The following is a 13,926-nucleotide window of genomic DNA, read 5'->3' as shown; positions in this document are numbered from 1 at the left end:
CGGACAAACCGGACATATGTGTACGACGAGTAACAGACATCCTAAACGGGCGCCCTTGGAAGACAACTGTGTCACATTTTGGCTTTTTGGTTACCGCCCGTCGTAATGGGCCGCGCACAATGGCGGATAGACGAAGCACAAGCACAGCCACCAACTTTCCCGTCCAGCGTGAGGTGATCGGCCGTGAAACTTCGCTCGCTTCTTCATCGTCGGCAGCCGGACCAAGTCCCCCTGCTTCCCTCGCTAGAACCCGACGACGGGCCCGCGGCGCCCGGTTCCATATCGCGCCGAGCCGCGAAGGCGCTCGCCCAAGAGGAACGGCTGGAGCGGCTGCTCACGCCGAGCGAACTCGAAATGGTGCTCCAACACCGGGTGTGACACACACCTCGGGGGTGATCCGGGGGACGGGAATCTTCGGCGACACACCCGACGCCGAGGCGACATACTTTTGTGGTGACTGCACCCGCTGCTACGAAACCGGCAATCCTGAGCGTCGACGACGATCCGGGCGTTTCCCGCGCGGTCGTACGCGACCTGCGCCGCCGCTACGGCGCCGACTACCGGATTCTGCGCGCGGAATCCGGCCCGCAGGCGCTCGAGGCCCTGCGTGAGATGAAATTGCGCGGCCAGCCGGTCGCTGTGTTGATCGCCGACTACCGGATGCCCGGCATGGACGGCATCGAATTCCTGGAGCAGGCCATGGACCTGCACCCGTACGCGCGCCGCGTGCTGCTGACCGCCTACGCCGACACCAACGCCGCGATCGACGCGATCAATGTCGTCGATCTGGACCACTACCTGCTCAAGCCGTGGGATCCGCCGGAGGAGAAGCTCTATCCGGTCCTGGACGGCCTGCTCGACGCCTGGCGCAGCAGCGAACACCGGCCGGTGTTCGAGACCAAGGTGGTCGGCAACCGCTGGTCGCCGCGCTCCTCGCAGGTGCGCGAATTCCTGGCTCGCAACCAGTTGCCCTACCGCTGGTACCTGGCCGACGAGCCGGAGGGCGTCCGGCTGCTGGAGGCCGCGGGCGCCGAACCGGACCGATGTCCGGTGGTGATCACCGCGGCCGGTGACGCGCTGGTCCAGCCGACCGACAGCGCGCTGGCCGAGAGCGTCGGACTCAACGTCACCCCCACCGGCGATTTCTACGATCTGATCGTGGTCGGCGGCGGTCCCGCCGGGCTCGGCGCCGCGGTCTACGGCGCGTCCGAGGGCCTGCGCACGGTGCTCGTCGAACGCACCGCCACCGGCGGACAGGCCGGGCAGAGTTCCCGCATCGAGAACTACCTCGGTTTCCCCGACGGTGTGTCCGGCGCGCAGCTGGCCGACCGGGCGCGACGGCAGGCCGCCAAGTTCGGCGCCGAGGTGATCACCACGCGCGAGGTGGTGGGTCTCGAGGTCAACGGTTCCGCTCGCACTGTGCGTTTCGCCGACGGCGGCACGCTGTGCGGACACACCGTGATCATCGCGACGGGCGTCGACTATCGACGGCACCCCGCGCCCGGCGTCGACGAATTCACCGGTCGCGGAGTGTATTACGGCTCGGCGATGACCGAGGCGTCCGAATGCGCCGACCACGAGGTCTACATCGTCGGCGGGGCCAACTCGGCCGGACAGGCGGCGGTCTTCCTGTCCCGCAACGCCCGCACGGTGCACCTGGTGGTGCGCGGGGACTCGCTGGAGAAGTCGATGTCGCACTACCTGATCCAGCAGATCGGGCAGATCCCGAATATCAAGGTGCACACCAACACCGAGGTGACCGCCGCCGACGGCAGCGATCACCTGGAGCGAATCGTGTTGCGCGACAACACCACGGGCGCGGAGGAGAAGGCCGAGGCCGAGCGCCTCTTCCTCTTCATCGGCGCGGCGCCGCAGACCGACTGGCTCGACGGCGTCGTCAAGCGCGACGAGGACGGCTACGTGCTGGCCGGGCCGGATCTCATGGTCGACGGCGCGCGGCCCGCCGGCTGGGAATTGCCCCGGCCGCCACACCATTTGGAAACCAGCGTGCCAGGCGTGTTCGTCGCGGGCGACGTGCACGCCGAGTCCGCCAAGCGGGTCGCCTCGGCGGTCGGCGAGGGCGCGATGGCGGTCATGCTCGTGCACCGGTACCTGGCGTGATCTCAGGAGGGCAGTTGTGACCATCGAAAACGCGGCGCGCCGTTCGCATCTCGTCTGCGACCCCGCCGAGCTGCGCACCCTGTTCCTGTTCGAGAAGCTCGACGACGACCAGCTGGCCTGGCTGTGCACGGACGGGCGCATCGAGTACATCGAGCCGGGACTCGTCTTCCGCGAGGGCGATCCGGCCATCTGCTTCTACGTCCTGATGGACGGCGAGGTGCGGCTGACCAAACTCTCCGGCGGCACCGAGATCGAGCTGAACCGCACCGACCACAAGGGCGCCTACGCGGGCGCGTGGAGCGCGTACCTGGGCGACAAGGCCGATCCGAACTACACCGGGTCGATGTACGTCACCCGCAAGTCCCGGTTCTACGTGCTGGACGCGGGCACCTTCGCGCGGATGATGCACGAGTGGTTCCCGATGGCGGTGCACCTGCTGGAGGGCGCGTTCTTCGGCAACCGCAACACCGCCCAGCGCGTCGCGGAACGGGAACGCCTGCTCGCCCTCGGTTCGCTCTCGGCGGGCCTGACCCACGAGCTGAACAACCCCGCCGCCGCGGCCGTGCGCGCCACCTCCGGCCTGCGCGAGCGGGTCGCGGGTATGCGGCACAAGCTCGCCATGATGGCCGACGGGAAGTTCCAGCCCGAGGTGCTCGTCACCCTGGTTCGGTTGCAGGAGGAGGCGGCGGCCCAGGTCGCCAAGGCGCCCGAGCTGACTCCAATGGAGGCCGCCGACCGGGAGGACATGCTCGGCGAATGGCTCGAGGACCACGAGATCGGCGACGGCTGGGCGCTGGCACCGAACTTCGTGCAGGCCGGGTTCGACGTGGACTGGCTGGAGCGGGTGCACGGCACGTTGGCGGACTGCCCGAGCAAGGTGTTCGAAGGCGCGATCCGCTGGCTCAACTACACCATCGAGACCGAGCTGCTGATGAACGAGATCGCGGACTCGACCGCGAGGATCTCCACGCTTGTCGACGCCGCCAAGCAGTACTCGCAGATGGACCGCGCCCCGTTCCAGGTGGTCGACCTGCACGAACTGCTCGACAGCACCCTGGTCATGTTGAACAGGAAGCTCGGCGACGGCGTGAAAGTGGTCAAGGAGTACGACCGCAGCCTGCCGCCGCTGCCCTGCTACGCCGCCGAGCTGAACCAGGTGTGGACGAACCTGATCGACAACGCGGTCTACGCCATGCGCGGCGAAGGCACCCTCACGGTGCGCACCGGCAAGGAGAACGACTGCGCCGTCGTCGAGATCGGCGACACCGGCCCCGGCATCCCCGCGGACGTCCTACGCCGCGTCTTCGAACCGTTCTTCACCACCAAACCGGTAGGCGAAGGCACCGGCCTCGGCCTCGACATCTCCTTCCGCATCGTCGTCAACAAGCACAACGGCGACATCCGCGTCGAATCCGAACCGGGCAACACCCGCTTCACGGTCCGCCTGCCCCTGCACCGGCCGGAGCAGAATGAAGACGCGCTGGAAGCCCCTTGACCGAACGTATCGCCGCCAGGAGGCACACCGAATGACGGAAGCCATCGAAGGCATCAACCCCGCTGTCCCGCCCAGCGGCTCCGGCTGCCTCGAGTGCGAGGCCGAGCAGGGGTGGTGGGTGCACCTGCGCCGCTGCGCCGAATGCGGTCACATCGGCTGCTGCGACACCTCCCCTGCCCAGCACGCGAGCAAGCACGCCAAGGACACCGGTCACCCCTTCATCCAGAGCTTCGAGCCGGGTGAGGACTGGTTCTGGGATTTCCGCAGCGAGGAGATGTACGGCGGCGGACCCGAGCTCGCTCCCCCGCACAGCCATCCGGCGGACCAGGGCGTGCCGGGACCGCGCGGACGAGTTCCCGAGGACTGGCAGGCGCACATTCACTGATCGCGGGACGCACGCCGGATGGAGCACCGCTGGGCCGAACGCAACACTCCCGCGCTCCCAACCACGTCGAGGGCGAGTCTTACGAGCCCGTTCGCGGCCGTCTCGCTTCCGAGCGGTCGAAGCGCATGCGACGAAGTCGCGAGTCTCGACCGCTCGGAAGCGAGACAAAAGGGGCCGCGAACTTGCGCGCGCCAGCGCGCCAAATACACTGCTGCCCACGCGCTGGAGGCTCCAGCGCTCTGTGGCACCCGGGAAAGCACCAAATGAAGCGAATTTCCGTCATCGTCCTCGCCGCGGGAGCGGTGGCTCTGGCGGCGACCGGCTGCGGCGGGTCGGACGAGTCCTCCGATGCGAGCGGCCTACGCAAGGGCAGCACGGGCACCAGCACCAGCGCGACGCAGGCACCGACCACGACCGTTTCGGCGCCGACCACTCCCGACAGCGCTCCGGCGACCACCGAGTCGCCCGACACCTCCGGCCTCGGTCCGGCCTCGCGCACCACGTGCGGTGAGTTCAAGGAACTCGACAGCGAAGCGGAGAAGCGGGTGATCGAGCAGATCCTCGCCGAGAACCCGGACAGCTCGTTCGCGGGCAGCCCGAACGTCGCGCTCGGCACCGCCAAGCTGGTCTGCTTGTCGCCGAGCAACGCGGAAAAGCCGGTGGCCGTCGCCGCGCGGATCATCTAGGGGCCATAGCGGGACGCCGTCCACCCGGCGAATGCGGAGCCCTGTCCACCGCCGCCCCAACGCGGGCAGAATGGCACAGTGGCAGAACTGGCGCTCACCGCTCGACTGAACACGTCCGCCGCCGACGCGAGACGCGGGGTCGTGCGCCTGCATCCGGAGGCGTTGACGGCGCTCGGCCTGCGCGAGTGGGACGGAGTCGCGCTTGCGGGATCGCGGCGCACCGCGGCGGTGGTCGGTATCGCGCCCGCGGGCACTCCGGCGGGCGTCGCGCTGCTGGACGACGTAACCCTGTCGAACGCGGGACTGCGTGAGAACGCCACCGTGGTGGTCTCCCCCGCCGCGGTGTTCGGCGCCAAACAGATCTCGGTCAGCGGCTCGGTGCACGCCTGCCGCAGCATTCCGGCCGCCACGCTGCGGCAGGCGCTGCTCGGCAAGGTCGTCACGGTGGGCGACGCGGTGTCGCTGCTGCCACGCGATCTGGGGCCGGACATTCCCTCGTCGGCGGCGAGCCAGGCGCTGTCGCGCACCTTCGGCATCGCGTGGACCACCGAACTGCTGACCGTCACCGCCACCGATCCGGTGCGCGGTCCGGTGAGCGTGCAGCCCAACACGGCCGTCGCCTGGGGCGCGGGAGCGGTCGCGGCGATGGACGCCGCCGAACGCGCGGCCGCCGGGGGCCATACCTCCCGCGCGGTGATCGAGGCTGTCGCGGGCACCAACGGCGCGACCGCGGTGCGCAGCGCACCGCCGCGCGTTCCCGCGGAGGAACTGGTCGGCGTGCACGCCCAGGCCTCGAAGCTGACCGAATGGCTCAGCCTCGCGCTCGACGAACCCGAACTGCTCAGAACACTCGGCGCGACACCGCATCTCGGGGTGCTGATCACCGGACCAGCCGGTGTCGGCAAGGCCACCCTGGCCAGATCGGTGACCGCCCCGCGGCGCCTCGTCGAATTGGATGGCCCCTCGGTCGGCGCGCAGGAGGGCGGCGCCCGGCTGCGCGAGGTGGCCGAGGCGGTCGCCGATGTCGCGTCCGGGCGCGGCGGCATCCTGCTCGTCACCGACATCGACGCGCTGCTGCCCGCCGACCCGGAGCCGGTCGCGACGCTCATCCTGGACCAGTTGCGCGCGGCAATGGCCGAGACCAGCGTGGCGTTCATCGCGACGACCGCGCATCCGGCCGGTGTGGACGCGCGGCTGCGCGCGCCGGACCTGTGCGATCGGGAACTCGCGCTGCCGCTGCCCACGTCGGCGATGCGCAAGGCGCTGCTGGAGCAGCTGTTGCGCAAGGTGCCGACCGGTGAGCTGAAGCTCGACGAGATCGCCGCGCGCACACCGGGTTTCGTGGTGTCCGATCTCGCGGCGCTGTGTCGCGAGGCGGCGCTGCGCGCGGCGTCGCGGGTCAGCAAGGAGCAGGCCGAACCGCACCTGACCCAGCAGGACCTGGTCGGCGCGCTGGAGGTGATCCGTCCGCTGTCGCGTTCCGGCATGGAGGAATTGGCGATCGGCAGCCTCGGCTTGGACGACGTCGGCGACATGATCGAGACGAAACAGGCGCTCACCGAAACGGTGCTCTGGCCGCTGCGCCATCCGGATTCCTTCGCCAGACTCGGCATCGATCCGCCGCGCGGCGTGCTGCTCTACGGCCCGCCCGGTTGCGGCAAGACCTTCCTGGTGCGCGCGCTCGCCGGCACGGGCCAGCTCAGCGTGCACGCGGTCAAGGGCGCGGAGCTGCTGGACAAGTGGGTCGGCGCGTCCGAGCGCGCGGTGCGCGAATTGTTCCAGCGGGCAAGGGATTCCGCGCCGTCGTTGATCTTCCTCGACGAGGTCGACGCGCTCGCGCCGCGACGCGGGCAGAGCACCGACTCCGGTGTCGGCGATCGCGTTGTCGCCGCGCTGCTCACCGAACTCGACGGCGTCGAGCCGCTGCGCGACGTGGTGGTGCTCGGCGCGACGAACCGGCCCGAGCTGATCGATCCCGCGCTGCTGCGTCCCGGCCGGTTGGAGCGGCTGGTGTTCGTGCCGCCGCCGGACGCCGCGGCGCGGCTGGAGATCCTGCGGACCGCGGGTCGTTCGGTGCCGCTGGCCGCCGACGTCGACCTGACCGCGCTGGCCGCCGACCTGGACGGCTACTCCGCCGCCGACTGCGCCGCGCTGCTGCGCGAGGCCGCGCTCGCGGCGATGCGACGCGACGTGGCGGCCGCCGACGTCACCGCCGCCGATCTCGCCGCCGCCCGCGCGGTGGTGCGTCCTTCGCTGGATCCGGACCAGGTCGAAGCGCTGCGCAAGTACGCGGAAAACCGCAGCTGATCGACGGTCGACATGCGGCGGCGATGAGTGGGTAATCACCGGCTCGGCACGGTCGCGCGGGTATGTTGCCTGGGTGCGGCGATGGATCGGCGACGGAGTCGACGTGGTCACGGCCTTCCTCGGGGCCGCGGTCGCGGGAGTCGCGCTGTTCCTGCCGACCACCTTCGCCTGGACCTCGCAGAGCGACCCGTACCAGATCGCCAGCCTGATCAACAGCGTGCCGCGCGGCGCGACGATCGGCGTGGTCGTCGCGGTCACGGTCGCGGTGCTGATCACCACCTTCGCCCGGCCGGTGGTCGGCTGGGTCGTGGCGTTCGGCGGCGCGCTCTGCATGTACGTCAACCACTTCGCGGGCCGCGACGTGTCTTCCGCCGATCTGCTCACCACGCAGAACTACATCGACGCGGTATGCGGCGGAATCCTGTTGGGCGCGTTGGGCGCCGCCGCGCTGCGCAGGCCCGCCTCGGCGATCGGCTACGTGCTCGGCGCGACGAGCTTCTTCGTCTTCGGCGATCTCGCCGACCTGCTCGACCTGCCCGATCAGGACCCGTGGTCGGTGCTGGAGACGCCGCCGTTCTGGATGATCGGCATCACTGTGGTGCTGCTGTTCGTCGCCATCGCTCGCAATCGCGACCGGGCCGAACCGAAAAGCGACTCGACCGTGCCCATCGATCTGCCGATCACGCCGATACTCGCGGCGATCGTGCTCGGCATGATCGTCCTCGCCGCGACCGAATGGCTGGCCGCCCAATACAACAATGTCTCCGCGCCCGGCGACAACCGGCTGGAGATCGCGATCGCCATCGCGGCCACGATCAGCGCCGCGCTCATCGCGGCCATGCTGTTGCCCGGCCGTGACGGGATCGGCGTACTGCTCGCGGTGAGTCTGGTCGCGACCGCCGACGCGCTCGGTTACGCGCCCCGGCCATGGTGGAGCGTCTTCGTGGTGATCGCGCTCACCGCGCTCGGCTTGTTCGCCGGTCTGCGCGCGCCGTCGCCGTTCCTTGCGCTGCTGGCGCTGATGGGCGTCACGGTGTTCGCGTGGGTCGACGCGCACGGCGACGGCACGGTCTACTACTCCGTCGCGACGGTATTGCTCGCGCTGACCGCCGGGTTCTGCGGTGGCGCCGCCCGCCCCCACTACGGCCCGAGCGCCGTGCTCGCCCTCGGCGCGATCTACCTGCCGAGCATCGTCACCGCGCTGCCGGTGGAGCACGAGACGTGGCCGCCACGGGACAACATGGCGCACGCCACCACGCCCGGCCGGGTGGCGCTGATGATCGTGTTCGGGTGCGCGATCGCCTTGCTCCTGCTCTACCGGCTGCGGCCGCGCGCCTATCGCAAACCCGCGCCGCCCGCGCAGCGGGACGAGGTAGCGGACATATAGCCGAGCCGCCGCGACATGGCTGACGCCATAGCCGCCGCGTCCCCGAAAAACCCTGGCTCCACGTAGGCTGGAACCGCACCACCGCCCGCCACGACCTGACGGAGTGCAGTTTGCTCGTAATCCTGCTCGCGCACGCGCTCGCCGCGCTGGCAGCGCCGTGGTGCGTACGGGTGTTGGGGCGCAACGCGTTCGCGGTGCTCGCGCTCGCTCCGCTGGCCGGTTTCGGCTGGGTGATCGCGAATTGGGATAGCACACAGCAGGTTCGAGTGACCTGGGCGCCCGCGATCGCGATGAACATCGAGCTGCGCTTCGACTCGCTGGCCGCCGTCATGGCCGCGCTGGTGCTCGGCATCGGCACGCTGATCCTGCTCTACTGCACCCGCTATTTCACCGACGACGAACCGCGGCTCGGCATCTTCGCCGCCCAGTTCGTCGGCTTCGCCGGCGCAATGTTCGGCTTGGTCGTCAGCGACAACATGCTGCTGCTCTACGTCTTCTGGGAGACGACGACGGTGCTGTCGTTCCTGCTCGTCGGCCACTACGCCGAGCGGGCGACCAGCAGGCGCGCGGCACTGCAAGCGCTGCTGGTCACCGGTGCGGGCGGGCTGGCCATGCTGGTCGGCATCGTCATCCTCGGACAGACCTGCGGCACCTATCTGCTGTCGGAACTGCTGGCCATGGACCGCCTGCCGGACGGGATCGCGGTATCGGTGGCGGTGACGCTGGTACTCGTCGGCGCGCTGAGCAAGTCCGCGATCGTTCCCTTGCACTTCTGGCTCCCCGGCGCGATGGCCGCGCCAACCCCGGTGAGCGCGTACCTGCATGCCGCGGCCATGGTGAAGGCGGGCGTGTACCTGATCGCGCGGCTCGCGCCGGTCTTCGCGAACAGTCCGCCGTGGCATCCGATGGTGCTCGTCCTCGGTGCGGTGACCATGCTGCTCGCGGGCATACGCGCGCTGCGGGTGACCGATCTGAAGCTGCTGCTGGCCTTCGGCACGGTGAGCCAGCTGGGTTTCCTGATCGTGCTGCTCGGGCTCGGCACACCGGACGCGGCGCTGGCCGGGACGACGCTGATCGTGGCGCACGCGCTGTTCAAGGCGTGCCTGTTCATGGTGGTCGGGATCGTGGACCACGGCGCGGGCACCCGCGATCTGCGCGAGTTGTCAGGTCTCGGTCGGCGGGCGCCGGTGCTGTGCGGGGTCGCCGTGCTCGCGGCGCTGAGCATGGCGGGCATTCCGCCGCTGCTCGGGTTCGTCGGCAAGGAGAGCGCGCTCGGCGCGATCCTGGACGCGGACATCTTGACGGCTCCGGTGCGCGTCGCGTTGTGCGCGGCGATCGTGCTCGGCTCCATGCTGACCGTCGGTTACAGCGCCCGCTTCGTCTGGGGCGCGTTCGGCGACAGGGAACTCGACGAACAACCGTCGTGGCACGCGCCGGGGCCGCTGTTCCTCGCGCCGCCCGCCGTGCTCGCCGTCGCAGGCCTCGCCGCGGGCGTCGGCGCGCAGTGGCTGGACGAACTGCTGCGCGGGTATCCGGAAACTCTTCCGGGAGAACTGGTTTCGCACCTGGCGCTGTGGCACGGCTTCACCCTGCCGCTCGCGCTCTCGGTGCTGATCATTAGCGTCGGCTCGGCACTCTTCTTGGTGCGCAACCGATTCGGCGAGACGGCGCACCCGCGCCTCGGCAACGCCGACCGCGCCTACGACGCAACCCTGCGCGCGATGGACCGACTTTCGCTGCGGATGACCGGATCGGTGCAGCGCGGTTCGCTGCCGCTGAGCCAGGCCGCCATCCTCGGCACCCTGACCATCCTGCCCGCGGTCCTGCTCGCGCTCGGCACCAAGACGGGAGTCCAACTGCGCCTGTGGGATTCGCCGCTGCAGCTGGCCATCGCCGGGATCATGGCGGCCATGGCGTTCGCGGCGACCATCCTGCGGAACCGGCTCGCCAGCGTGCTGGTCGTCGGCGTCACCGGCTACGGCTGCGGCGTGATCTTCGCGCTGCACGGCGCGCCCGACCTCGCGCTCACCCAGTTCCTCGTCGAGACGGTGACGCTGGTGGTCTTCGTGCTCGTCCTGCGCGCCTTCCCCGCCGAGATCGAGGAGAGCAGGACCGCCCCGTTCGAGACGCGCCGCGCCGCGCTGGCCGTCGCGGTAGGGGCGAGCGTCGCGGTGCTGGCCGCCTTCGCAACGGCCGCGCGCGGCGCGGAACCGATCTGGCACCGCATCCCCGAGGCCGCCTACCGGATCGGCGGCGGCAAGAACGCGGTCAACGTGCTGCTCGTAGACATCAGGGCGTGGGACACCCTCGGCGAGGTCTCGGTGCTCATCGTCGCGGCCACCGGCGTCGCCTCGATGGTGTTCCGCACCAGGCGTTTCGGCGCCGCGCCGCGCGCCGCCGACTCGCCGGACTACAACCCGGACCTGGTCAGCTGGCTGCCGGCCGGGCGGCTGGTGGACCGCAGGGAACGCTCGATGGTCTTGCAGATCACCGCGCGCCTGCTCTTCCCGACGATGATGGTGCTCTCGGTCTACTTCTTCTTCGCGGGCCACAACGCCCCCGGCGGCGGTTTCGCGGGCGGCCTCACCGCGGGCCTCGCGCTGACCCTGCGCTATCTCGCGGGCGGCCGCTACGAACTCGGCGAGGCGCTGCCGATGGAAGCGGGCCACGTGCTGGGCGCCGGGCTGACGCTGGCGGCGGGCACCGCGGCCACCTCGCTGCTGCTCGGCGCGCCGCCGCTGTCCTCGGCGATCGTCGAAGTCACGCTGCCGCTGTTCGGGCACGTCAAGCTGGTGACATCGCTGCTGTTCGACCTGGGCGTCTACCTGATCGTGGTCGGCCTCGTCCTCGACGTGCTGCGCAGCCTCGGCGCCCGCCTGGACAGCGAACTCGGCGACTCCCCGAGCGACGAGCCCTCCCCGGCGCCGCGGGGTGGTCGGGCATGAGTGCGAACCTGACCCTGCTCGTCCTCATCGGCGTTCTCACCGCCTGCGGCGTCTACCTGATCCTGGAGCGCGCCGTCTCCAAGATGCTGCTCGGCATGATCCTGTTCGGCAACGCGGTGAACCTGCTGATCCTGACCGTCGGCGGTCCGGACGGCGACCCGCCCGTCGGCACCACCGAGGCGGGCGCGCACGAGGGCATGGCGGACCCGCTCGCCCAGGCGATGATGCTCACCGCGATCGTGATCACGATGGGTCTCGCGGCGTTCGTGCTCTCCCTCGCCTACCGGTCCTACATGCTCACCACCACCGACGACGTGCAGAACGACCCCGGCGACGCGGAGGTGGCGACGCGACGCGAGCGAGAGGATCCGGAAGATTGACCCTCTCGCCGCACCTCATGCCCGCCCTCGCTCCGCTGCCGGTGCTGGTTCCGCTGCTCGGCGCCGCCGCGACGCTCATCTTCGGCCGCAGACCCCGCATCCAGGCCACGGTCACCCCGGTCACGCTGACCGCGGTCGTCGTCATCACCGGAATGCTCCTCTACCTGGCCGACCGGGACGGCACCGCCGCGGTGCAGGTCGGCGGGTGGGACACCCCGATCGGCATCACGCTGGTTGTGGACCGGCTCGCGGCGGCCATGCTGCTCATCTCCGCCATCGTGCTGCTCGCCGTCTCGGTCTACGGCGCGGGCCAGAACATCCGCGACGGTGACGAGCGCCAGCCGACCTCCATCTACCGCCCGACGTATCTCGTTCTGACAGCGGGTGTTTCGGCGGCCTTCCTGGCCGGTGACCTGTTCAACCTGTTCGTCGGCTTCGAGATGCTGCTCGCCGCGTCGTTCGTGCTGCTCACCGTAGGCGCGACCGCCGAACGCATCCGCGCGGGCGTGGCGTACGTGATGGTGTCGATGCTGTCGTCGCTGATCTTCCTGACCGGCATCGGCTTGGTCTACGCGACCACCGGGACGCTGAATCTGGCGCAGATCGCCGTCCGCCTCGGCGCGGCGCCCGAGGGCGTGCGCACGGCGGTCTACGCGGTGCTGCTCGTCGCCTTCGGCGTCAAGGCGGCGGTGTTCCCGCTGTACAACTGGCTGCCCGACTCCTATCCGACCGCGCCCGCGCCGGTGACCGCCGTCTTCGCCGGTCTGCTGACGAAAGTCGGTGTGTACGCGATCATTCGGACACACACGCTGCTGTTCCCCGACGGCGCCTTCGACAACATCCTGCTGATCTGCGGCCTGCTCACCATGGTGATCGGCATCCTCGGCGCGATCGCCCAGCACGACATCCGACGGCTGCTGTCGTTCACCCTGGTCAGCCACATCGGGTACATGATCTTCGGCGTCGGGCTCGCCACGGCCGCCAGTATCGGGGGCGCGGTGTTCTATGTGGCGCACCACATCCTGGTGCAGACCACGCTGTTCCTGGTGGTCGGCCTGATCGAGCGGCAAGCCGGTTCCACCTCGCTGCGCAGGCTCGGCGGGCTGGCCGCGGCGAGTCCGGTGCTCGGCGTGCTCTTCCTGGTGCCCGCACTGAATCTCGGTGGGATACCGCCCTTCTCGGGCTTCATCGGCAAGGTCGCGCTGCTCCAGGCGGGCGCGGCCGACGGCAGCGTGCTGGCCTGGGTGCTGGTCGGCGGCGCGGTGCTGACCAGCCTGCTGACGCTGTACGTCGTCGCGCGGGTCTGGGCCAAGGTGTTCTGGCGGCCGCGCTCCGAAGCTCCGGAGGGACACCTCGCTGCCGCGAAACCACCGACCCTGATCGAGGATTCGACCGACGTGCTCTACGACGAGCGCACCGACCCCGGCCGCATCCCGCCCCTCATGCTGCTCTCCACGATGGCGCTCGCCGCGGTCGGTCTCGGCCTAACCGTGCTTGCCGGACCGATTCTCGACATCGCCGACCGCGCCGCGGCCGACCTCAACGATCCCGCGGTGTACGTCGGCGCGGTGCTCGGCGAACCGGAGGCGTATCGATGAGTGAACGAAACACGTGCCCGCGCACGCCAGTTGAGGACAAGGCATGAGTAGCGGCAACGAGATCACGGACGGGACAAGCGGATCCGGTGCGCGGCGGCGGGTCGGCAAGGACATCGTGGTCCGCATGGCCGTGCTGCTCTGGCTCGCCGCCGTCTACATGGCGCTGTGGGGCGACTCGAGCATCGGCAACCTGCTGGCGGGGCTGGTGGTCGGCGCGCTGATCATGGTGGCGCTGCCGCTGCCCCGGATCCCGGTGAGCGGGCGGCTCAACCTGCTCGCGCTCGCCGAGGTGGTGTGGGTGGGCACGTACTACGCGCTCGAATCCAGCTTGCAGATCGCGTGGTTCGCGCTGCGGCCCGCGCCGCCGCCGGTCTCCGGTGTGCTGCGGGTCAACCTGAGCACGAAGTCGGACCTGGTGCTCGTGCTGACCACCGACCTGCTCAACCTGATCCCCGGCACGATGGTGCTCGAGATCGACCGCAACCGCTGCCTGGTCTACGTGCACGTGCTCGACGTCGGCAGCGAGGCCGCGGTCGCGCGGTTCTACCAGCAGACCCGCCGCCTGGAACGGCTGCTGATCTCGGCACTCGAGCGGCCCGTACCGAAATCCGTCCGGAGGTGA

The 13,926-nt window shown here is 69.9% G+C and carries 10 protein-coding genes; all 10 read left to right on the top strand.

Annotated features, from left to right (window positions below; genetic code table 11):
* The first annotated feature begins 453 nt into the window (after window positions 1–453).
* The 10 genes from NAM01S_RS28590 to NAM01S_RS28545 all read left to right on the top strand — a co-directional run bounded on the left by NAM01S_RS28590 (window position 454) and on the right by NAM01S_RS28545 (window position 13,926).
* Entirely contained in the window at window positions 454–2,121 is a 1,668-nt protein-coding gene (locus tag NAM01S_RS28590) for an NAD(P)/FAD-dependent oxidoreductase (protein ID WP_067791240.1), read from the top strand.
* 16 nt (window positions 2,122–2,137) lie between these two features.
* Window positions 2,138–3,616, top strand: coding sequence for an ATP-binding protein (locus NAM01S_RS28585; RefSeq protein WP_253799466.1), 1,479 nt, complete (start codon window positions 2,138–2,140; stop codon window positions 3,614–3,616).
* 31 nt (window positions 3,617–3,647) lie between these two features.
* Complete coding sequence (locus NAM01S_RS28580; protein WP_067791136.1) at window positions 3,648–4,001, top strand: UBP-type zinc finger domain-containing protein; 354 nt, start codon at window positions 3,648–3,650, stop codon at window positions 3,999–4,001.
* Between the two features lie 263 nt (window positions 4,002–4,264).
* Window positions 4,265–4,687: a hypothetical protein gene (locus NAM01S_RS28575; RefSeq protein WP_067791129.1), complete on the top strand. Its 423-nt coding sequence runs from the start codon at window positions 4,265–4,267 to the stop codon at window positions 4,685–4,687.
* 78 nt (window positions 4,688–4,765) lie between these two features.
* Window positions 4,766–6,994, top strand: a complete 2,229-nt coding sequence (locus NAM01S_RS28570; RefSeq protein ID WP_067791127.1) for an AAA family ATPase — start codon at window positions 4,766–4,768, stop codon at window positions 6,992–6,994.
* 73 nt (window positions 6,995–7,067) lie between these two features.
* Window positions 7,068–8,381, top strand: coding sequence for a hypothetical protein (locus NAM01S_RS28565; protein WP_067791125.1), 1,314 nt, complete (start codon window positions 7,068–7,070; stop codon window positions 8,379–8,381).
* A gap of 110 nt (window positions 8,382–8,491) precedes the next feature.
* On the top strand, window positions 8,492–11,326 hold the full coding sequence (locus tag NAM01S_RS28560) for a Na+/H+ antiporter subunit A (RefSeq protein ID WP_067791121.1): 2,835 nt from the start codon (window positions 8,492–8,494) through the stop codon (window positions 11,324–11,326).
* Window positions 11,323–11,706, top strand: a complete 384-nt coding sequence (locus tag NAM01S_RS28555; RefSeq protein ID WP_067791120.1) for a Na(+)/H(+) antiporter subunit C — start codon at window positions 11,323–11,325, stop codon at window positions 11,704–11,706. The genes NAM01S_RS28560 and NAM01S_RS28555 overlap by 4 nt, the downstream gene beginning before the upstream one ends.
* Window positions 11,703–13,304 carry a Na+/H+ antiporter subunit D gene (locus NAM01S_RS28550; RefSeq protein WP_067791119.1) on the top strand — a complete coding sequence of 534 codons (1,602 nt, stop codon included), beginning with the start codon at window positions 11,703–11,705 and terminating at the stop codon, window positions 13,302–13,304. Before NAM01S_RS28555 ends, NAM01S_RS28550 begins: the two co-directional genes overlap by 4 nt.
* Before the next feature lie 43 nt (window positions 13,305–13,347).
* A complete protein-coding gene (locus NAM01S_RS28545; RefSeq protein ID WP_084483395.1) occupies window positions 13,348–13,926 on the top strand; it encodes a Na+/H+ antiporter subunit E in 579 nt (192 codons plus the stop codon).

The organism is Nocardia amikacinitolerans NBRC 108937, from assembly GCF_001612615.1.
Lineage (GTDB): Bacteria > Actinomycetota > Actinomycetes > Mycobacteriales > Mycobacteriaceae > Nocardia > Nocardia amikacinitolerans.
The sequence above is the reverse complement of the archived record's forward strand: the minus strand, read 5'-3'. Positions and strand labels throughout refer to the sequence as shown.